The 21,812-nt window shown below is 65.4% G+C and carries 18 protein-coding genes; 6 read left to right on the plus strand and 12 right to left on the minus strand.

Annotation, left to right across the window (positions count from 1 at the left end; all coding sequences use genetic code 11):
- Positions 1-3: 3 nt before the first annotated feature.
- The 5 genes from ABZW16_RS03535 to ABZW16_RS03555 form a co-directional block, all read right to left on the minus strand.
- The gene (locus ABZW16_RS03535) at positions 4-369 is read right to left on the minus strand and encodes a hypothetical protein (RefSeq protein WP_354951716.1); all 366 of its coding nucleotides are present in this window, start codon (positions 367-369) and stop codon (positions 4-6) included.
- 33 nt (positions 370-402) lie between these two features.
- Positions 403-1,953 carry a hypothetical protein gene (locus ABZW16_RS03540; protein ID WP_354951718.1) on the minus strand — a complete coding sequence of 517 codons (1,551 nt, stop codon included), beginning with the start codon at positions 1,951-1,953 and terminating at the stop codon, positions 403-405.
- Positions 1,954-2,014: 61 nt separating this feature from the next.
- On the minus strand, positions 2,015-2,332 hold the full coding sequence (locus ABZW16_RS03545) for a hypothetical protein (protein WP_354951720.1): 318 nt from the start codon (positions 2,330-2,332) through the stop codon (positions 2,015-2,017).
- Between the two features lie 446 nt (positions 2,333-2,778).
- A complete protein-coding gene (locus ABZW16_RS03550) occupies positions 2,779-3,087 on the minus strand; it encodes a DUF6802 family protein (RefSeq protein WP_354951722.1) in 309 nt (102 codons plus the stop codon).
- Between the two features lie 114 nt (positions 3,088-3,201).
- Positions 3,202-3,399 (minus strand): PspC domain-containing protein, encoded by a 198-nt coding sequence (locus ABZW16_RS03555; protein WP_354951724.1) that lies wholly within the window; start codon positions 3,397-3,399, stop codon positions 3,202-3,204.
- A 184-nt stretch (positions 3,400-3,583) separates the two neighbouring features.
- Between ABZW16_RS03555 and ABZW16_RS03560 the strand changes: the two genes are divergently transcribed.
- Complete coding sequence (locus ABZW16_RS03560; protein ID WP_354951726.1) at positions 3,584-5,236, plus strand: ABC-F family ATP-binding cassette domain-containing protein; 1,653 nt, start codon at positions 3,584-3,586, stop codon at positions 5,234-5,236.
- 223 nt (positions 5,237-5,459) lie between these two features.
- Here the strand turns inward: ABZW16_RS03560 and ABZW16_RS03565 are convergent, their stop codons facing one another.
- The 6 genes from ABZW16_RS03565 to ABZW16_RS03590 form a co-directional block, all read right to left on the minus strand.
- Positions 5,460-6,242: a hypothetical protein gene (locus tag ABZW16_RS03565; RefSeq protein WP_354951728.1), complete on the minus strand. Its 783-nt coding sequence runs from the start codon at positions 6,240-6,242 to the stop codon at positions 5,460-5,462.
- Positions 6,243-6,456: 214 nt separating this feature from the next.
- Positions 6,457-7,833 carry a phosphoglucosamine mutase gene (gene glmM, locus ABZW16_RS03570; RefSeq protein WP_354951875.1) on the minus strand — a complete coding sequence of 459 codons (1,377 nt, stop codon included), beginning with the start codon at positions 7,831-7,833 and terminating at the stop codon, positions 6,457-6,459.
- A gap of 208 nt (positions 7,834-8,041) precedes the next feature.
- Positions 8,042-8,557, minus strand: coding sequence for a 30S ribosomal protein S9 (rpsI, locus tag ABZW16_RS03575; protein WP_354951730.1), 516 nt, complete (start codon positions 8,555-8,557; stop codon positions 8,042-8,044).
- Positions 8,554-8,997 carry a 50S ribosomal protein L13 gene (gene rplM / locus ABZW16_RS03580; RefSeq protein ID WP_354951732.1) on the minus strand — a complete coding sequence of 148 codons (444 nt, stop codon included), beginning with the start codon at positions 8,995-8,997 and terminating at the stop codon, positions 8,554-8,556. The genes rpsI and rplM overlap by 4 nt, the downstream gene beginning before the upstream one ends.
- A 146-nt stretch (positions 8,998-9,143) precedes the next feature.
- The gene (locus ABZW16_RS03585) at positions 9,144-10,913 is read right to left on the minus strand and encodes a hypothetical protein (protein WP_354951734.1); all 1,770 of its coding nucleotides are present in this window, start codon (positions 10,911-10,913) and stop codon (positions 9,144-9,146) included.
- A gap of 64 nt (positions 10,914-10,977) precedes the next feature.
- Complete coding sequence (locus tag ABZW16_RS03590; protein ID WP_354951738.1) at positions 10,978-13,572, minus strand: FHA domain-containing protein; 2,595 nt, start codon at positions 13,570-13,572, stop codon at positions 10,978-10,980.
- Positions 13,573-13,679: 107 nt separating this feature from the next.
- Between ABZW16_RS03590 and ABZW16_RS03595 the strand changes: the two genes are divergently transcribed.
- Entirely contained in the window at positions 13,680-15,125 is a 1,446-nt protein-coding gene (locus ABZW16_RS03595; protein ID WP_354951740.1) for a metallopeptidase, read from the plus strand.
- Here the strand turns inward: ABZW16_RS03595 and ABZW16_RS03600 are convergent.
- Entirely contained in the window at positions 15,122-16,402 is a 1,281-nt protein-coding gene (locus ABZW16_RS03600) for an FHA domain-containing protein (protein WP_354951741.1), read from the minus strand. The two genes, ABZW16_RS03595 and ABZW16_RS03600, sit on opposite strands and share 4 nt — an antisense overlap.
- A 142-nt stretch (positions 16,403-16,544) precedes the next feature.
- Between ABZW16_RS03600 and ABZW16_RS03605 the strand changes: the two genes are divergently transcribed.
- From ABZW16_RS03605 to ABZW16_RS03620, 4 genes are all read left to right on the plus strand, one after another.
- Positions 16,545-17,750, plus strand: coding sequence for a hypothetical protein (locus ABZW16_RS03605; protein ID WP_354951742.1), 1,206 nt, complete (start codon positions 16,545-16,547; stop codon positions 17,748-17,750).
- 173 nt (positions 17,751-17,923) lie between these two features.
- Positions 17,924-19,030 carry a hypothetical protein gene (locus ABZW16_RS03610; protein WP_354951744.1) on the plus strand — a complete coding sequence of 369 codons (1,107 nt, stop codon included), beginning with the start codon at positions 17,924-17,926 and terminating at the stop codon, positions 19,028-19,030.
- The gene (locus ABZW16_RS03615) at positions 19,027-20,268 is read left to right on the plus strand and encodes a hypothetical protein (protein ID WP_354951746.1); all 1,242 of its coding nucleotides are present in this window, start codon (positions 19,027-19,029) and stop codon (positions 20,266-20,268) included. The genes ABZW16_RS03610 and ABZW16_RS03615 overlap by 4 nt, the downstream gene beginning before the upstream one ends.
- 12 nt (positions 20,269-20,280) lie before the next feature.
- Positions 20,281-21,780 (plus strand): serine/threonine-protein kinase, encoded by a 1,500-nt coding sequence (locus ABZW16_RS03620; protein WP_354951748.1) that lies wholly within the window; start codon positions 20,281-20,283, stop codon positions 21,778-21,780.
- The last annotated feature ends 32 nt before the right edge of the window (positions 21,781-21,812 follow it).

Raw genomic sequence — 21,812 nt, forward strand, 5'->3', positions numbered from 1 at the left:
CCTTCAGACCAACCAACTCTTGCGACGGTAGTACTCCGACTCCTCATCGCCTTCGTCATCGATCGGCATCACAACATCCTGCGCCTTTCGAGCCGCGATCGACCGCGCAATCGCCTCCCGCTGCTCACGCGCCTCCGCCGCCACGCGCTCTTGCTCTGCCCGCGCCTCGACCTCGAGCCGCTCCTTCTCCTCCGCCGCGAGACGCTCCTGTTCCGCGTACTCCGCTCGAGCTTGTTCGACTGCGGCGAGCACCTCGGCTCCGCCGTGCCCACTGAGGCTCTGCCGCATATCCTCGTATTCCTGCTGAAGCCGCCGGACCCCGCGCAGGTGTTCCTCCACGACACAGTCGATTTCGTAGGCGTAGTCCACGGTGTCATCCCTCCCGATTGATTGCCAGCATGCTCACAACGGCCCTGCCTCGGCGAGTTCGGCGCCACTATCGGCGGCCTCGCCGGGTTGGGTGCCGCTCGGCATCGGTTCCGGATAATGCTCGCCATCCTCCTCGCGCTTGCCCGATGACGGGACCCCCGGAACAGTCCCCGACTGTCCTGATGAAGTCCCTTCGGGCGCGGGAGATTCGCCACTCGACTTCTCCGGCGTCGATTCCGAGGCGGACTTGTCGCCCGATGTGGACTCGTCGCCCTCTCCCTTGGGGTCGTCGGTCGAAACCGTCAGATTCCCCTTGTCATCCAGCTTCACCCCATACTCATGGGTCTTGCCGTCCGCATCGGTCATTACGAATTTCGGCTGACCATCGGCGCCGATCTCGAGCTTCAGGTGCTTGCCAGCCAGGTCGAACTCGGCTTTGACCGTGCTGTCCGGCTTGCCGTCGCCATCTTTGTCCTCGGTCTTGTTCGTATCGAAAACCTTCTCGATCTCTTTCACCGCGTTTTCGACCCCGTCCTTGATCGAGGTACCCAGCGATGTGAGTCCTTGACCGACGGATTCACCCAGGGACGTCAATTGCGACGCTGCCGAGGTCAGGGATGAGAGCCCGGACAGGAGACTGCTCGCTGTTGTGGCCGCCGTCGTCGTAGTAGTGGTCGGCGAGCTGCCAGGGTTGCTCGGCGAAGTGCCAGGATTGCTCGGCGAGCTGCCAGGATTGCTCGGCGAGCTGCCAGGATTGCTCGGTGAAGGGCCAGGTGACGACGGACTGGGACCTGGATCGTTAGTGGTGGGCTTCACCGTAGTATCCGCTGGCATCGGGTACGCCCCGATGTCCAGTGTGTTGAGCGCCTTCTCGAGGTCGCCGTACAGTCGGCGAATATTATCCTCGGTACTTTTGCACAGCTCCTCGAATTTGGTCACAGTTCCTTCGACGTGCGGAACAAAGGTCTCCCTCAACCACTTCTTGGCATCCTCGCCGATCTTGGAATTAGGCTGAAGGTAGCCGTATTCGATCAGCGAATCAATTTCTTTCCTACCGAGACCGTTCCCGTCCGGAATATCCGGCTGCGACCTGTTCCAGTATTTGTCAACGGTTTCCGCCTTTGCCTTGACGATACTTCGCAGGCCAGCAGTGGTCGACTTCAGCGTCAACGAGATTCCGGTGGCATGATCATAATCGGTCTCGGCCCTCTTGACCTGGGCGTCCAGCATGTTCAGGGCCGCGTCCCCCGCCTGCCCCTGCCACACCGTGGACAGCGCCGACCGCTGCCTACGCTGCGTATTCAGCTCCTCACTGAGCGAACTGACGATCTTCTCGAGGGTAGTGGAAATATTGTCGAGCTGCCCGAGGTCCATATCCCGCTCGGTATCATATTTCGCACACAGCTTCGTATACTCGTCATCACCGCACAGCTCGCGCTTACCGTATCCGAAATACGCAAATACCTTCACATATCTCGGCAGATAGTGTTCGAAATACTGCAGCCCGGGAGCGCCCCCGTCCAGCATCTCCTTGACGGTTGCATTCGCCGAGGCGGTGTACGCAGACGACGCGCTGTCAGCCATTAGCTCACCCCGCACATTCCAAATACATCAATCTGTCGGGAAATTTCACGAAGTTCCAGCATCACAGATTCACCCCCGCCGCTGTAATTTTCTTGACATTTGCATCATCGACGGTCGCGTAGGTATTTGCACTCGTACTGGCTTGGGTCCCCATTTTATCGACTGCCGTCTGCCAGTTCCCGAGCCAAGTTCCGATACGCCCCAGGGCGTCGCCGACCTTCTTGCCCTCGGCCGCGTAGTCTCTGCCCGCTTGGGCGGAACCGAACTTCCAGCCCCGAACATCGGCGGTCTTGCCGCCGACGTTGGCCGCCGAAGTCTTCAGGTTGTTGCCGAGCTTCTGCAGCGCGGTTGGATCTACCGTTACCTGCCCACTGGCCACGAGAACCCTCCATCCCAACTACTTCGCGGTCGTCCCCACTCCAGCTGTAATCCAATGCCACAACAGGGGGCTGTCATATCTCTATGGACGCGCCCGAGTCGGGTTCGGTTCCATCGGATTGATTGCCCAGGTCGTATCAGCAGGAATCTACTGGGTGGGTCTATCGGCTACAACCGACCATCAGTCCAGCGAGTGGGTCTCGCCGCGTCGATCAGATCCGCAGGTTCCACTGATCCGCACGTCTGTCGCGCGGATCAGTGCAGCCTGCGGCCGACGGTACCCACGAAGGGTCGGAGGTGTGGGGGCCGTTGTCGGACAGTGTAATTGGGGGTCGGCAGCGTCGTCGAGACATAGACCGACGACGGGTCCACCCGGGCAGTCGCAGCACTGGGAACGTAGCGATCCCCAGTGCTGCAAGCAGTTCGATGCGCGGACCAGATCAGCGGTTAGTTGCCGATCTTCCCCTTATCGGTCCGCACCCACTCCGACGACCCATCGGGATGCCGGTGGAACTCCCATGCGGAGTAGTCGCCGTCCTTCTCCACCACGGTCACCTGGTCGGCGATGCCGTCGTGGTCCCAGTCGGTCCACACCTGCATGGCCTCGGGGCCGGTGGTGGTGATGGTGTCGAGGGTGCCGTCGCCGTCGATGTCCTGGGTGGGGTGGTGCAGTTCGACTTCGCCGAGGCCGTCCAGGACAGAGGATGCGTCGATGCCGGGTAGATCCATGCCCGGGAATTCACCTGAGGTGATCATGACTCCTCCTGGTCGGGACTCGCGTGGGCGACACGGCGGTCGATCGGTGGGTACCGGTCCATAGTGTCATCCGCGAGTCCCGGGCGCAGCCGCTGCCCTATTTGTTGGGGACGATCACTTTTTCGGAATGATCAGCCACAGCACCAGATACACGATGAACTGCGGGCCGGGGAGCAGGCAGGACAGGACGAAGAGCAGGCGAACAACGTTGGCGTTCCAGCCGAAGTATTCGGCGATGCCACCGCAGACACCGGCGATCCACTTATCGTTGTTGGAGCGGCTCAGGCGGCGGGTGGGGGCGGGGGCGGTCATGGCGTTCCCTCTCTGGTGATGTTCGGTACAACATCAACTCTGCCGAGGAAAGCCGCGGCCCACATCGGTCGCATGACCTATCCCGACCCTGATTTCCGCAGGTCGGAACTCAGGGTGCGACCCCGAGCCCACGATGACCCGGCCCGCTGCGGACGCGCTGGGCGAACACGGCAGACTCGTGCGGGTGAGCACTACTCTGCACGCCCGCGGACTGTCCGCGGGCCACGGCGAACGAACCCTGTTCGACGACCTGGACTTCACCCTTGCCGCGGGTGATGTGATCGGCCTGGTCGGCATGAACGGCGCGGGCAAGTCGACGCTGCTGCGTATGCTCGCGAACCGATCCACGCCTACCGGCAGCATCACATTGTCACCACCCGATGCCACCGTCGGATACCTGGCGCAGGAGCCCGAGCGGGTCCCCGGGGAGACGGTGCTCGAATTCCTCGGCCGCCGTACGGGTGCCGCCGACGCGCAGCGGATCATGGACGCCGCGGCAGAGCGTTTGGCAGATGGCGGCGCGGACGAATATTCGCCAGCCCTCGAGCGCTGGCTCGCACTCGGCGGTGCCGATCTGGACCAGCGGGCCCAGGAGGTCGCGGCGGATCTCGGTCTCACGGAAGGCCTTCCGAACGGCCTCGATACGCCGATGATCGGACTCTCCGGCGGTCAGGCGGCACGGGCCGGACTCGCATCGGTGCTGTTGTCCCGCTTCGACATTCTGCTGCTCGATGAGCCGACCAATGACCTCGATCTCGACGGCCTCGCCCGGCTCGAACAGTTCGTGACCGGCGTTCGGGTACCGCTGATGGTGATCAGTCATGACCGAGAGTTCCTGGCGCGCACGGTAAACCGCATCGTCGAACTCGATCTCGCGCAACAGCAGGTGGGGATCTACGACGGCGGCTACGAGTCGTACCTGATGGAGCGCGAGATCACCCGCGAGCATGCCCGCGAGGCCTATGCGGAGTACGCCGACACCAAGGCCGGACTCGAAGCCCGCGCCCAGATGCAACGCAACTGGCTCGAGCACGGGGTTCGCAATGCCCGCCGAAAGGTGCGCGACCCCAAGAAGATCGATTCCGATAAGGCGGGTCGCAAGATGCGTGCGGAATCCACCGAGAAGCAGGCCGCCAAGGCCCGCCAGACCCAGCGGCGCATCGAACGCCTGGAGGTGGTCGACGAGCCGCGCAAGGAATGGGAGCTGCGCATGAGCATCGCCGCCGCCCCGCGCAGCGGTTCGGTGGTCGCCACCCTGTCCAATGCCACCGCCACCCGAGGAGAATTCGTCCTCGGCCCGATCACCACCCAGGTCGACTGGGCCGACCGTATCGTGCTGACCGGAGTCAATGGTTCGGGGAAGTCCACGCTGCTCGCGCTGCTGCTCGGAAAGATCCAGCCGGACAATGGAACTGCCGCACTCGGCTCCGGCGTCGAAATCGGCGAGGTCGACCAGGCCCGCGGCCTGTTCCGCGGAAGTGCCGCCCTCGCGGACACTTTCAGCACCGAAATGCCCGACTGGACCGACGCCGATGTCCGCACCCTACTGGCCAAATTCGGCCTGCGCGGCCCACATGTCCTGCGTCCGTGCGAAACCCTTTCCCCTGGCGAACGCACCCGCGCCGGCCTCGCCCTCCTCCAAGCCCGCGGCGTAAACCTGCTCGTCCTCGACGAGCCGACCAACCACCTCGACCTGCCCGCCATCGAACAACTCGAGCAGGCCATCGAATCCTTCGAGGGCACAATGCTTCTGGTAACCCACGACCGCCGCATGCTCGACTCGGTCACCGCAACCCGCCGCTGGCACATGAACAACGGCCATCTCGCCGAAAGCTGAGGCGCCCGCGCCAGCCATCGGTTGAAGAGCCCGAAAGCCACCTCAGCCACTGATGGTGCGCTCAGCCAGACCGGCACCGCCGGCTCCGCGGTCGAGCCACCTGGCGCCCGGGCACGCTGAGTTGCGTACCACCACTGGGTCAGGTGATATCCGAGCCCTGACCGGCGCACGATACGAGACACTCCGGGGAGCGAACAGTGGCGCTGCCTGAACCGCAGCCTGATCATCGACAAGACGAGCAGCACCGCCCGTCGGGACCGACCCGAGGACGGGTTCTTTCGGGCCACGGCAGGCCGGATAGTCCATCGGGCCCGTCGCGAGCAGGCGTGGCCGCGCAACGGCATGATCGCCTCGTAGATTCATCACCCGATGCCAGCCACCCTGACAGATTGGGGACACCCGCGTTGGGGCACTTCGGGCGGGTGCGGAGGGTGGCTTGGGGGCGTGCTCGGGCAAGTTCCAAGAGTTCGGCGGCTTGGGTGTGGCCACGGCGTCTGTGGTGGCGTTGGAGTTCGAGGGTCAGCGCGGCACGCGGGATACCCCGGCGCAGAGCGGCGTTCAGGGTCGCCAGGGCATCCGGTCGGCTGGCGGTTCGTGCTACGTCGATTGCGGTTCGGGCGGCGTTGGTCGTGACGGTGCCCTGGACCAGTTCGAGTTCGTCTTTGTCCACATGGTCGCGGTGGACGATGAGGCGGCCGATGCGGGAATCCTGTTGAGCGAGGACGTGGGTGGGATGGTTGTGTTGTACCGCGAAGCCGTGGAGTTCGGCGGCGGTGTTGTAGGCGGCGGCGAGGGTTGGCACGCCCATCGATAGGCGGGCCGCCTCTACGCGCAATTGGGCCGAGGGTGCGGTAGTGGCCTCGCGGAAGACGCCGCGGAAGACCCGGACCCATTCGCCTTGGTCGAGGAGGGCGCGCAGCTCCGCGCGGGTGTACTCGCATAGCACCTGCCATGAGGTGAAAACGCCGAATTGCTTGTCACGCACTTCTTCCAGGCCTGGTCGCATGTGCCAACTATCGACGAACAGCGCTTCGGCCTCGCGGCACCGACCAGCGCAAACAGAAAGTCTGTGGATAACCGGTTTCCTGTGGACAACTCGCCGTATCGGGATCGCTCGACAACGGCGAGTTCACGTCCACACCTCGTGGCAGCTTCACATCCGTGGATGAAGCGCTCACAAAGGGTGCGCAGGGCTGAAAGGGGCGGCCGCCAGAGCGGTCCTACACCGCGGCGACGCGCTTGGCCAGGTCGTCGGCCAGTTGTTGGGCCTGAACCGGGTCGGTGGCCTCGACCATTACTCGGACCAGTTGTTCGGTTCCGCTGGGACGCAGCAGGATTCGGCCCGAGTCGCCGAGAGCTCGTTCGGCTTCCTGCACCGCCTCCTGGATTTCGGGGGCGGCGGCGACCGCGGCCTTATCGGTGACCGGAACGTTCACCAGGACCTGGGGGACGGTCTGGAGTACCGATGCCAAATCGGCCAGTGTGCGGTGGGTTTGTGCCATGCGGGCCATGAGTTTGAGTCCGGTGAGGATGCCGTCGCCGGTGGTGCCGTAGTCGGGGAACACCACGTGGCCGGATTGTTCGCCGCCGAGGTTGTAACCGCCGCGGCGCAGTTCCTCGAGGACATACCGGTCGCCAACGGCGGTGGTGCGCAAGGTGATTCCGGCTTCGCGCATCGCGATGTGCAGGCCGAGGTTGCTCATCACGGTGGCGACCAAGGTGTTCTGGGCGAGCGAACCGGTTTCGTGCATGGCCAGCGCGAGGATGGCCAGGATCGCGTCACCGTCGACGATCGCGCCATCGGCGTCCACGGCCAGGGTGCGATCGGCGTCGCCGTCGTGTGCAATGCCCAGGTCCGCGCCGTGCTCACGCACCGCGCGCTGGATCTGGTCGAGATGGGTCGAGCCACAACCGTCGTTGATGTTCAGGCCGTCCGGCTCGGCATTGATCGCGAACACCGTGGCTCCGGCCTCGCGGTACGCGGCGGGACCGACCTCGGCGGCCGCGCCGTGCGCGCAGTCGACCACGACGGTGAGCCCGGACAGATCCTGCCCGGTCGCCTCGACCAGATGCTCGACGTAGCGCTCGTGCGTTCCTGCCACGCTGTACTGGTCGGGTATGACCAGCCCGTGGTCCCGGGCACCGGATGCGTTCACCACCCGACCGATGGCGGCGCCGACCGGCCGCAGCGGCGCGCCCTCGGCGATCAGCGCCTCGATCCGGTCCTCGATCGCGTCATCGAGTTTGTGCCCGCCCGCCGCGAAGATCTTGATCCCGTTGTCCGGCATGGGATTGTGTGAGGCCGAAATCATGACGCCGAGGCAGGCGTCGTACAGACCGGTCAGATATGCGACGGCGGGTGTCGGAAGTACCCCTACCGAAAGCACATTCACACCCGCGGCCGTCAGACCAGCGGTCACCGCGGCCTCGAGCATTTCGCCGCTGGCGCGCGGATCGCGACCGACCACGGCGAGTGCGCGCTTCTTGCCGCGGCTCAGAATCTGCGCCGCCGCTCCGGAAACCTGCAGCGCCAGTTCCGGACTCAATGATCCGTTGGCAAGCCCGCGGACTCCGTCGGTGCCGAACAAACGTCCCATACCCTCGCCCATCATCGGTGGATCCGCGGCGTGCCCGAAGGCAGCGATCTGTACGACCGGGAAGTACCCCGCGAATGCCTCGAGTTCATACAGCACGAGAGCAGGCACCCAGCGATACTGGGAGCCTGCTCTCGTGCAGGTGCCCCGCCGACCGTACCGTCTCCAACACCTCCAGGGTGACGGAAGACGGCGGCCGACGCAGCCAAAATCAGCGCTTCGAGTACTGAGGCGCCTTGCGGGCCTTCTTGAGGCCGTACTTCTTACGCTCGGTGGCGCGCGGGTCACGGGTGAGGAATCCGGCCCGCTTCAGGGCGGGACGGTCATCCGGGGTGACCTCGATGAGCGCACGGGCGATGGCCAGACGCAGCGCACCGGCCTGGCCCGAGGGGCCACCGCCGACGAGACGCGCGTGGATGTCGAAGGACTCGGTCCGCTCGACGGTCACCAGCGGGGACTTGACCAACTGCTGGTGCACCTTGTTCGGGAAGTAGTCCTCGATGGTGCGGCCGTTCAGCACGAAGTTGCCGGTACCCGGCAGCAGGCGCACGCGGACGACGGCCTCCTTGCGACGACCGACGGTCTGCACCGGGCGGTCGATCACGATCGGGGCGAAGGTGGTGGGCTCGGCCTCGTAGCCGTACTCCTCCTCGACGACCTCGACGTTGGCGTCATCGACGACCGCGTCGTCGGCGTAGTCCTCGTTGTATTCCTCGGGAGCGGTCACTGGGCCACCTGCTTGATCTCGAACGGAATGGGCTGCTGGGCGGCGTGCGGATGCGTCGGGCCCGCGTAGACCTTCAGCTTGCCCGCGATGGCGTTGCCGAGCTTGTTCTTCGGGATCATGCCCTTGACGGCCTTCTCCACGAGACGATCGGGGCGCGACTCCAACACCTGACCGACAGTGCGCGACTTGAGGCCGCCCGGGTGTCCGCTGTGGTGGTGGATCAGCTTGTCCGACTTCTTGTTGCCGGAGATGGCAACCTTGTCGGCGTTGATGATGATGACGAAGTCGCCGCCATCGAAGTTCGGCGCGTAGGTCGGCTTGGTCTTGCCGCGCAGCAGATTCGCTGCCTGGACGGCGAGACGGCCGAGCACTACGTCAGTGGCGTCGATGACGTACCACTTCCGGGTCACGTCACCCGCCTTGGGGCTGTACGTAGGCACAGTGATTCCCTGTCTGTAGTCGGTGTTGCCAGCCACGGCGCGCGGTCGAGCGAGGTCCCGGCGGCTGGTGGAGACCCGGGGCTCGACGTACCTTCCACACGCCAACGGGCAACGATACCAGCCATGCCCGAGCGGTATGAAACCGGTCAGATCTCGATCGGCGGACCGTGATCGATGGCGCCGGGCGGACCGGGCACGACATAGCGGGGTACGTCGATGCTCGGCTGCGCGCATTCGGCTCCGGCCGCGTCGTAGGCGGAGTCTTCCAGTACCAGGACGACCAAGCCCTGGTCGAATCCGCGCGCTGCGGCGATGCCCGCACGCTGCTCATTGGTGACGTACGGGGTCAATGGACAGGAGACCGGCGCGATCGAGGCGGCCAATTCGACCCGGTCACCGCCGGACGGCATGCCCATGGCGGCCAAGGCGGCGGCACCGGCCACCGCTTGGGCGCCGAACAACTTGCCCCACCGCTTGCCCTTGCGCGGCTTGTCATCGTCATCCGATTCGGGTGGCCGCTCGCCCCACTGGCCCTCGGCACCAGGATGTTGCTGCGGTTGATAGGGACCGTGCGGTCCGAGCGGAGGTGCCGGCGGTTGCGGCGGCGGGCTCTGGGGTGCGGGTCCTTGCGGACGCCCCATCGCGGCGTCGGGGTACTGCCCGGGCGGCCGAGTGAATCGACTTCCCAACTCGGCGAGGTTCGGCGGTAGGGATTCCCGGCCGACCCGCGTGGTCGGCTCCTCACCCGTGGGTTCGGCGGGCGGCACGGTCGGATACCCGGGCCCGTACTGAACCACCGGCGCATGCGGTTGCGCTGGCTCTGGATGCCCGGACCACGGTTCCGGACGAACCGGCACCTGCTCCGGCCGCGACGGCAGATCCGGCCGCCCTTGCAACACCTCCGCCTGCCACTGCGCCGATAACGCCTGCGCGGCCTCGACCTGCCGCTGCGCCGAAAGTGCCTGCTGCTGGGCCGATTCGACCTGTTGCACCGACTCTGCCTGCCGCTCCCGCGACACCGGCGGCGGCGTCGGCTCGGCATGCCGCCCCGCCGACTCGGGCTCTCCGTTCTCGTTATCGGTCACCAGCAGATGCGAGGCACCGAGCACCAGCGCATGCATCGGATGATCGGCCACATGTAACCGGTGCCCCAGGTGGTTCTGGAAGGCCAGCCGCAACGCGTCGTTGAAGCAGACATTGCCCGAAAGCAGCACCGTCGAGGTGTCCGCGCCGATCGAGCGCGCGGCGGCCATCACCTCGATCACCACATTGTCGGCCGAACGCGCATCGCGCATGGCCTCGGCGGTCACCGGCACATCGACCGATTCGGTCGGCTGCTCATCGTCGCCGTGCACCGCGACCACCAGCATGGTCCGACCATCGGAGTACACCCCGGTCGCGCCGATGCCGTGCGGATTGCGCTCATCCGGCGAGCGCACCAGACCGAGCGCACGCACATATCCGGATAGCGCGACACTCTCCGGCAACGGCTCCACCGTCACGTCGAGCCGCTCGACCAGATCGACGTACACATCGACCTTCGCATCGGGCCAGCCGTCCGGGAAGGGCAGGGCCACCAGGTCCGGTTTACCGCGCAGATATTTGCCGATGGCCGCGAGCGGGTTGTACATACGGGCCCGGAACACCAGTTCGGCGGGCCACGTCGCACCGGCGACCACGATCTGCGGATGGCCGAGGATGTCACGCACGTCGGCGATCGCCATCCCCAGATCCGGCCGCTGCCGCTCCACACCAGCGGTATGCAGCCGACCCGACGAATCCGCCAGCAAATATGCGGGCGGCGTATACGTTCCTTCTACCTGCACCGGGCGGATCGGTGTCCCACCGCCGCCTGCGGCAACGGACACCACATCCCACCCGAGATGTACTGCCCCAACTCGCACCGTCACAGGCATAAGTGTGCCTGCTGCGCGACCGACATGCTCACCGCATCCGGGTAGACCCCGGATGACCGGCTGCTCACGCCGTCGACTTTCGCAACCGCAGGCGACGCCAGGTGATGATCGCGAGCACCGCGGTGATCGCGACGAGCAGGGCGATATCGAGGTACCAGATATTCGCCTCGTGCTTCCACAACTCATCGGTTTGCGCGTTGGCGAACAGTGTCCGAATATCCACCGTCGACGCCCCGGCCGCATAGCCCCAGCGCGACGGGAACAGCCACGAGACCTGCTCGAGTACGACCCGGTTGGTCACCGGGATCAGGCCGCCGGCCATCACCAGCTGGACCATGATCATCACCACGAGCATCGGCATCACCTGCTCGTTCGACTTCGCCAGACTGGACAGCAGCAGGCCGAAGACCACGCAGCAGACCGCGGTCAGTGCGATATCGAAATACAGCTCGGCCGGTCCGTTCGGGATCACCGAACCCTCCAGCGGCGGCTTCTTGCCGACCAGCGTGATCCCGACCAGCACCGCGGACTGCAGGAATGCGGTAATGCTGAATACGGCGATCTTGGCGAGCAGATAGGCCGATGGCAGCAGCCCGACCGCGCGCTCGCGATAGAAGATGGTGCGCTCACCGACCAGATCGCGCACGGTGAGCGTGGACCCCATGAAGCAGGCGCCGAGAATCAACACCACCAGCAACTGCTGGGTCTCACTGCCGCCGGAGGGCACGAAAAGTGTCTCGTTGCCGCTCTGCACCTGCTCCAGCGGACCCGACTGGAAACCGTTACTGCCCGGCACCACCAGCGACAGCGCACCGAGAATGAACGGCAGAATCACCAGGAACGCGAGATAGCCCCGATCCGCGAAGATCAATCGCACCTGCCGCCGGGCCAGTGTGGAGAACTGCTTGGCGCGCCCGGATTGCGGTGGACTGCCCGCCGAGCCCTGCCGCGGCGGAGCGGGCGGTGGCGGTGGTGGGGCGAACGCCAGTCTGGAGCGGTACGCGGCGAACGCCTGATCCGGGTTCGCGGCCACCCGCCCGAAGATCTCCGCCCAGTCACTGGTGCCCATGGCCGCGCCGACGCTGGCCGGATGTCCGCAGAAGGCGGTCTTGCCGCCGGGGGCGAGCAGCAGCACCTGATCGCACATGTCGAGGCAGGCCACCGAGTGGGTCACGACGATGACCGTGCGCCCGGCATCGGCCAGCTCGCGCAGCATCACCATCACCTGACGATCCAGCGCCGGGTCCAGGCCCGAGGTCGGTTCGTCCAGGATCAGCAGCGACGGACCGGTGAGCAGCTCCAGCGCCACCGACGCGCGCTTGCGCTGACCGCCGGAGAGCCGGTCGACCCTGGTGTCGGCGTGTTCGGTGAGCGAAAGTTCTTTCAGCACACCATCGATCACCTGTTGGCGGTCCGCCTTCGAGTTGTCCGGCGGCAGTCGCAGTTCGGCGGCGTAGCCGAGGGCCTGGCGCACGGTCAGCTGGCGGTGCAGCACATCGTCCTGCGGCACCATGCCGATGCGGGAACGCAGCGCCTCGTATTCGGCGTGCAGGTTGCGGCCCTCGAAGGTGACCACACCCCCGGAGGGATGGGTGGTGCCAGCGATCAATTTCGACAGCGTCGACTTGCCCGCACCCGACGGACCGATGAGCGCGGTTAGTGTGCCACGCCCCGCCTGCATATTGACATCGATGAGCAGCTGCTTATTGCCCTCGACGGTGAAGCCGACACCGTGCACGTGCAGGCCCTGTTCGGCGACCGGCTTCTGCCGAAGCACCAAAGTGCCCTGCTGGACGACGAAGTCGATATTGCCGATGGTGATGATGTCGCGCTCGCGCAGCAGCGTGCGCTGCTCGCGATGACCATTGACGAAGGTGCCGTTGGCCGAACCGAGGTCCTCGATGGTCAGCCCCTCGGAGCCCGCGACCAGGCGGGCGTGCCTGCGCGAGGCCAGCGGATCGTTCACGACGATCTGGTTATCGGAGGTACGACCGATATTGAGCCCGCCGGGCGGCAGCCGGTCGGCCCGGGCGGTCGGCGCGGTCGACGGGCGCGAGCGGACCGGCGGCAGCATCGAGCTATCGGCCTTGAAGGTCATATTGACATTCGGCTGCTGCGGCTGGGCGGGCGGCGCCTGCTGAGGTTGCGGCTGCGAAAGCGGCTGCGGGTGCTGCTGTTGGGGCTGCGGCTGCGAAGACGGGTGCGGAGATTGCTGCTGTACGGGTTGCTGTTCCGGACGCTGCTGCGCCGGTGGTGTCCGTCGCGGATGCTGATAACCCGGCGGCACCGACGACCGCTGCTGTGCCGCGGGCGGCTGGGCCATCGGAGCCCGCGGCCGCGACGACTGTGCCACGGGCAGCAGATGCAACAGCGGACCACTGATCGCATCACCGAGGCGCACCTGCGTGGGCCGGGTGATCGGAACCGGTTGACTCAACCGGCGCGCATCCACGAAAACGCCATTGGTGCTGCCATTGTCGGTAAGTACCCAGCTGTTCCCCTGCCAGGCGAGTGTCGCATGCACACGCGAGACCAGCGGGCTGTCCACGAAGAGCGTCACTTCCGGTGCGCGACCCATCGTGACCTGTTGATTCGAATCGAAGACCCGTTCGGTTCCATCATGGCGCACGGTGATGGTCTGCGCCCCCGGTAAAGACATGCAGCGGATACTATTCCATCACCCGGACTTCGGCGGTGCCCCCGATGCGCCTCTTACCCCGATCCGGAGACCGTTATGAACGCGCTACCGGCCGACTAGGGGGAGCCTTGCCGAAACTCCGAGCGACCGCAGTCCTGACCGCAGCGCTTTGCGTAATCGCAATGTTGGCGGGCTGTACTCGTCAGGTGAGCGGTCATGCGGTTTCGGTCTACGACGATCCGTTCAAGGTCGCCGGACTGCCCACCACGAGCGGTCCGAGCGGACCGCGCCCCAACGTCCCCGATACCTCGCTCACCGCGATCAACGGCGACAGCGGTGAGGTGGATGCGCTGGCACTCAACGCGATCGAGGATATTCAGACCTATTGGCGCGCCGAATACAGCAAGGACTTCGACGGTGAGTTCAAGCCGGTCGACAAGCTGATCTCCTGGAGCTCGAAGGCACCGCGCAGTCAGGCGCTGGAATTCTGTAAGGAATCCACCTATCACCTGGTGAACGCCGCCTACTGCCGATTGGACAACTCCATCGGCTGGGACCGCTCGGTGCTGTTGCCGACGATCGAGGACACCTTCGGCAAGATGGCGGTGATCATGGTGCTCGCCCATGAATACGGGCACGCCATCCAGACGCTGGCCAAAATCGTGCAGACCAAGGATCCGGTGATCGTCAAGGAACAGCAGGCAGACTGTTTCTCGGGTGCGTTCATTCGCCATGTGGCCGAAGGCAAATCGAAGCACTTCACCATCAACACCTCCGATGGCCTGAACTCGGTGCTGGCCGCGACGGTCGCGATTCGCGATTCCAATCCCGATGACCCCGAGAGCGTGCACGGTTCGGCGTTCGAGCGGGTCACGGCCGTGCAGATCGGCTTCACCGACGGTCCGAAGGCCTGCAAGGCCATTGATATGAACGAGATCGCCCGCCGCCGTGGCAATTTGCCGCAGAGCTTCAAGGACGATCCGGGCCGCGGTGAGAATCCGATCGACAAGGACAGTCTGATCGAACTCAGCAAGGCCCTCGCCACGATCCTGCCGCTGAAGCCGGAGCCGACCTATGAGTACTCCGGCGCGAAGATCGACTGCAAGAACGGCGTCACGACACCGCCGGTCTCCTACTGTCCCGCCAAGAACACCATCGCGACCGATGTGCCCGCGCTCGCCCAGCGCGGCACCTCGAATGCCGACGACAAGGATCCGTTGCCGATCAAGGTCACCGGCGACTACAACGGCTATGTAGTCTTCATCTCGCGCTATACCCTCGCGGTGCAGCAGAGCAACGGCCAGGATCTCGTGGGCGCCAAGGCCGGACTGCGCGCGGCCTGTCTGTCGGGTGTGGTCACCGGCAAGCTCGCGCAACCGGGGCGGACCCAGGCGCAGGGCGATATCGTCTTGGCCGCAGGCGATCTCGACGAGGCGGTATCCGGACTGCTGGCCGATGGGTTGGCGGCCAGCGATGTCGAGGGTAGGACCGTACCGAGTGGGTTTTCCCGAGTGGACGCGTTCCGCGCCGGGGTGCTCAATGGCGAGCACACCTGCACGTCGCGGTATTCCTAGCCGAACGGCGGCGGGGCGGCGGGTTCGTAGCGCAGCACTCGGTTCCCGATCATGACTTCGGTGCCCGGCACCAGCACCATCGGCTGATGCGGTGTCAGGCGGATCCAGTCGCGGTAGCCGGGCAGTCGGGTGCGAGTGCCATTGGTCGATCCCCGATCCACCAGGGACACATCCCAATTCACCAGCAGCACCTCGGCGTGCGCGCGGGACATGCCGCCCGAGGAGTCCTCGACCTTCAATGGCACCATGCCGCGGCGCGCCTGTTCGGAATGCTCCGGATCGCGACCGAGCACCGCGTCCGCGGCCAGCATGTAGGTCATGCCGTCGTCGAGGACCAGCATGCCGAGCGGCGGACGCACCACCTCGATCAGCTGCTGCGTCTGATCCACCGGCATCCCGCAGACCGTGCAGAAGGCCGAGCGCGGATCGCTGGGATGGGCTCGCGCGCACTTGAATCCCATCACCTTGACCGTGAGCGCGGTGGACTTGGCGGTGGCCTCCAGTCGGCGCTGCAGATCCGGATCCGGACGCGGGGCCGGATTGGTGCCGCCCATTTGGGTCGGCGCGTGATGCGGGTCGACCGGTTGCTGGTCCTGGACCGAATCGAGCATCGCGGTCGAGGCCCTGGTTTCGGTCAGCTGCAGTTCAGGGTGCGGCCTTTGGGTCGGGCCGGAATCGATGCGCGCGGTCGGTGGTGGATGGGCGGCCTCGGACGGCACCGATGCGGACCTGCCGCGCGCCGCGTCGGACCAGACGATCGCGCCGCCCGCCTGTGCGATTCCCTCCACCAGCCAGCCGATCCCGCGCTCGGCGGGCAGTTCGGGAATGCGGCCCTCGGGGTCGTCGACGAATAACGCGACTGCCCGCGCGGGCACCGTCGCGACCCGATCCACTGTGAAGGCGGCGTCGCTGCCGCGGTAGCGCTCGACTGTCCCGGCACCGGCCAGCACCGCCGTGATCGCGCCGTGCAGGAAGACCGCCACGCCGCCGGTCTCGGCCGCGGACAGGATGCCGAAATCGATTGGCTCACCGGGACTGATCTGTTCGGCATATTTCATGAGCCAGCGGGTTGCCGCGCGCGCGACCAATGCGCCGGGGCCGTCGGGATGCTGTTCGGCGGCCTCGCGGACGAGTTCGGCCAGTGACTCCAGTGCGATGACGGCGGTTGCGGCCGATGTCGGTCGGGCATGCCCACGATGTGCGACGAGCACCACCGCACCCGCGACCCGGGCGACGGCGTGATTTCCGGCGACAACCTCAACCTGCCGATCCTTCAACGGAATCGGCCTCCTATGTATAGGCATCGCAGGGTTGTCGCCACACACCCAAGGGTATTGCAACCGACCCCTCATAGGCCCCCCTCCCCGGCGTCCGTCCGGTAACTTCAGATGCACAACGGGAGGAACAAAGGGGTCTGCCATGGTCAGGACTTCGCGAATCGCGTTTGCCGTAGCTTGTACCGCGCTGGCCGGGGTGCTGGCCGGATGCAGTGGCGTCCAGGGCACGCCGCTGGCGGCGGAACAGGACGTACGCAAACTGGAGATAGGCACGTATCCGGTCGAGCGGCACAGGTACGACCAGGACGCGGGCTCGCACGGGGCGCTGCTCGAGGGCATGCGGATGTCGGAGGCCGTTGTCGCGACCACGAAGATCGACCCGTCGCTCACCTATGGCCGTGAAGGCAAGGTGCTGAGCAGCATCGACGACGCCGTCGAACACGTCGCCTCGGCATCGAAGCCGGTACTGGTGAACCGCAACTACCTCACCGGATATGCCACCAGTGGATCGGATAAGCCCGATCCACCCGGGCAGACCCGGCCCTCGGCCGATACCACCGCGATCACCACTGTGGTCTTCCGGTTCCCGGACGAGTCCACCGCGAAAATCGCCGCCCGCGAACTCGAAGACGCCGATATCAATATCTCCCCCGACAACCGCAAACTGCCGTCGAACAAATACCCGGATGCCTATGTTCATTGGCGCCCTGGTATTCCCAATATCGGAACCTTCATGGCGCACAAGGAATTCGTCATCTCGCTGTTCGTCGGACGCCCCCGCGCGGACGGCCCGGACCTGCTGAGCTGGGTGGAGAAGACGCTCGACGCCCAGGTTCGCACGCTGGACACATTCCAGGCCACACCGAAGGACCAGTTCAACAACCTGAAGGTCGATCCGGAGAGCATGCTCGCCCGCGTCGTGGTCGCCGACCGGCGCGGCCACACCCCGAATGCCGATAACTTCGCGGTCTATGGACCCAGCTACTTCGTCCAATCGGCCGAAGACGAGACCAAGACCCAGCAGCTGGTGGACGAGGTCGGGGTCGAGAAATTCGCCATCGTCGACAACGGCTCGGTCACCCGCGTCCGCGACTATCCGGCCGGGCAGAAGTTCATCGATGGCCTGATGGCCGAGGTGCGCGACACCTTCGACCCCATCGACGCACCCAAGGATGTACCGGGCGCGAAATGCTTGCAGCTCAATAGCAAAGGCGATCCCGAGCGGCAGTACAAGTACCGCTGCTACGTCGGGTACAAGCGGTATGTCGGTGTGGTCACCAGCGATAGGGAATCGGATGTGCGGCAGAAGGTGACCGCGCAGTACGCGCTGTTCGCCAACAGCCTCTGAGTCCTCGGACCCAGCGGTACGCATCGGCGGGCCCCCCGTTGTAGCATTCCGTCAGACTGTGACCCGGGGGGAAAACCGCTTTGAGACCAAATTCTGTTCGTGCTGCCTGCGCACTGATCGCAGTCGGATTGGTGCTAGGTGGATGTGGATCCGAGAGTGCGGCGACCACGGCCGTGGAGCCCGCGGTAGACCTGAACACACTCGAGGTCGGCAACTACCCGACCGAACCGCGTGACTACGGCGCGGCCAAGAACCTCGACCAGGCTCGGATCGTCGAGGCCGAACGGCTGGCGAATTTCGTGCCGACACCGCGGGAGATCGACCCACGGTTCGCGTACGCGCCGCACTTCAGCTCGAGGATCTTCTTCGACCCGAAGACCTCGGATCTGCACTGGGCCATCAAGCTGGACGAATTCGAGGCGGTGGCACCGGATTTCATCACCGGCTTCGTCAGCTTCGGTTCGTCTGCGGAGGACAATCGCGGCACCGATCTGATGAATGTGGTCATGGAGTTCCCGGACGAGCAAAAGGCCGCAGACGCGGCGATCGCGTTGGAACGCTCCGACTTCGAGGCGGCCGCCGCCGCGAACCAGCCGGTCACTATTCCGAGATATCCTGCCGTCAAGGCACATTGGCGCCCGACCCAGCAGTCCATCGGATCGTTCTTTGCCACCGGCAAGATGGTCGTCTACACCTGGGTCTACGACTACCGCAAGATCTTCCTCGACGAACAGGACCTGCCCGCGCTCGTCGCCCTCGTGACACAGAGCCTGGACAAGGCGGTTCCGGCGCTCGGCGAATTCGCCCCGACACCGCCTGCCCAGCTCATGAGCGCGCAGCTCGATCTGGACGGCATGCTGGGGCGCACCCTGCCCCGACTCGATGCGGATTTCAATCTGAATCCGCCCGGTGCCTACCGCGCTCGCGGCGCTGAACACTTCAGTTCCGCACCGGCGCAGGACGTTCCGAAATTCCAGGCCGTCGGCGTGGACCGGTTCGCCGTCGACAGCGCCGAGGTGTATCGAACGGCCGATGCCGCTGGGGCCCGAAGATTGCGCGATGAGCTCGTCGGCCCCAGCCGCAAGTTCCGGTCCGCGCCCGCGCCGAAGAATCTGCCGCAGGCCCGATGCCAGGAATACCTCGGTCGGGACAAGTCGGTGATCCGCTTCTACTGCGCGGTGGCCTTCGACCGCTACACCGGATACACCTGGTCCGACCAGCTCAATGATGTGCAGCAACGGATTTCGGCCCAATACGCATTGCTGGTGAACGCCAAATGAGCATGACTCGCAAGCTGCGCGGCTACCTCGCGGTCACGGCCGCACTCGCGCTCGCCATATTGCTCGGAGCGTGCGGGACGACCGTATCGCCGACCGCACTGCCCGCCGAAATCGACGTTCGCAAGCTCAATGTCGGCAAATATCCGACCGAGCCGCGCAACGCACACGATGACGCCTACGTCCCGAACTTCTACGAGATGGGCAAGGTCGCCGCCATGCGGCTGTCCGACCATGTCGTCTCCGCATATGAGATCGACAAGACCATGAAGTACGGCATGCACTCGGGCACCATTCCCGGACGACCCGACGAACTCGGCGACTGGTCCGCGGTCGAGCAGATCATCAAGCGCAACAAGATGATGTTCGGTTTCGAATCCCAGGGATCCGATAACGCGTCGACCTCGCTGGCCTTCCCGGGCTGGCCGGTTCCGTCCCCGGCGAAATCCAGGTACGCGGCGACCATGGTCATGCAGTTCCCCGATGCGGATCGGGCCACAACCGCCGCGACCGAGTTCCACGAGGCCGACTTCGCGACCTTCAAGGATAGCAATCAGCGCGTATTGTTGCCGAAACATCCTGCGGCGCAATCGCATTGGCGGCCGGACGCGCCCGTGCTGCGGACCGTCCTGGCGCACGGGTCCTATGTGGTCGCCTTCCTCATCAGCACACCCGAAACCGATCTGAACGCGCTCACCACACTCGCCGACCGGGCCTACGACCTGCAACTCGCCCAGCTCGACCAGCTACCCGCGCTGACCGCGGCCCAGACGATCGACCTGCCATGGGATCCGGATCGGCTACTCGACCGGGTGCTCGATCCCGACAGCAAGCAGCTGAAACCGGGATACGACGATGACGACGGATTCGTCAGCGGCAGTCACGGCATGCTGCATTTCGCCAAGGACCGCGAACTCGCCGATACCCGTTTCGGTGCGCGGAACATCGGCCGGTTCGCCGCGCTCGGACGCACCCCGGTGATCCAGTTGGCCGATGACGCCGCCGCCCGCGCCGTCGTGCGGGATCGGGTCACCATGACCGCGGTCGCCCGCGACGCCGCCGCACCGCCCGGCCTGCCCGATTCGGCGTGTGTGGAAAACCAGGAATCCGGTACCAACAGCAAGCGATTCACCTGCATCGTCGCATATCACCCATACGTGGGTTTCGTCAGCGCGAATCAACTCGGCGACGCCCAGCAGCAGGCGGCCGCACAGTACGCGTTGTTCGCGAACAACCGTTAGAGGAGATCAGCCATGGCACTGAGCCCCGGCACCATCATCGGCGGCTACCGCATCGAAAAGCAGATCGGCGCAGGCGGTATGGGGACGGTCTACCTGGCTCGGCACCCCAGCCTGCCGCGCAAGGATGCCATCAAAGTGCTCGGCGCCCAGCACACGGCCGACCACGAGTTCCGGACCCGGTTCGAACGCGAGGCCAATGTCGCCGCGGGACTCGACCATCCGAATATCGTCGCGGTCTACAACCGCGGTGAAGAATACGGTCAGCTGTGGATCGCCATGCAGTACGTGCCCGGCATCGATGCGGCCGCCGAAATCGCCCGCGACCCGCACGGCATGCATCCGCTGCGCGCACTGCGGATCATCACCGACGTCGGCAAGGGCCTGGACTACGCGCACCGCAAAGGGCTGCTGCACCGCGATATCAAACCGGCGAACTTCCTGCTGACCACCGATGACACCGATGAGGAGCGGGTTCTGCTCGCCGACTTCGGCGTCGCCAAATCCGCCGACGACGCAAGCGAACTCACCCAGGCCGGCACCTTCGTCGCCACCATCGCCTACGCCTCCCCCGAACAGCTATCCGGCCACCACCTCGGTCCGCGCTCGGATATCTACAGTCTGGCGTGCTCGTTCTATAAGCTGCTCACCGGCCGGAATCCGTTCCCGTCCGATCAGCCGACCGTGGCGATGATGGGCCATCTGCAACAGCCTCCGCCGCGCGCGACCGATACGCGACCAGGCCTGCCGCCCGCCATCGACGACGTGCTCGCGATCGCCATGGCCAAGAATCCGGCAGACCGGTTCGGCACCTGCCGCGAATTCACCGACGCCACAACCGATGCGTTGAAATCCGGCCATGCCCCCGCCCGCACGAACACCTCACCCGCCTACCCAATCCAGGTCTTCACACCCGCCCCGCCGCGGCCCGAACCACCCACCCCACAGGTCACCGCGCCCCGCGGCCGCTGGCTCGCCATTGCCGCGGCGGCCGTCGTGACGATCGCGCTCGCGGTCGGGATCGGCATCTGGGCCAACTCCGGCGATCAGCGGACACCCGCGGCGGCGACCGCGGCACTGTCCAAAGACGAAGTCCGCAAACAGCATCCGCAGTTTCTGGGCAAGCAGCTGACCATGGTCGATATCACCGACAATCAGGACGCGGTCTTCCTCACTCCGTCCAACCCGACCGCCTTCCTGCAAGACCTCGGCTTCACCTACAACCCGGCCTTCACCAGGACCGGCGACGAACCGACCCCCCGCCCGGTCGCCGTCAGCAACCAGTACACCGTCTTCGGCAAGATCCAGTCCGGCTACGTGCTGGCCATCCGCAGCGACACCGGTTCCGGTTCCGGCGGACTGCGCGGACTACCCGGCACACTGCTCGACTCCACCGCCACCGTCATCGCCATCGACGACCCCCGAATCGTGCGTGCCATCCGCGACTGGACAACGGATTCGGAAGCAGTTCTGCTGGAAAAGCTGGTCCCGGTGCTCGAGGCCCAGGTGAAGTAGGATCCGCCCGGAGGAACGAGAACGGACGGGTG

Origin of the sequence: Nocardia sp. NPDC004604, from assembly GCF_040609795.1 — a bacterium.
Classification (GTDB): Bacteria; Actinomycetota; Actinomycetes; order Mycobacteriales; family Mycobacteriaceae; genus Nocardia.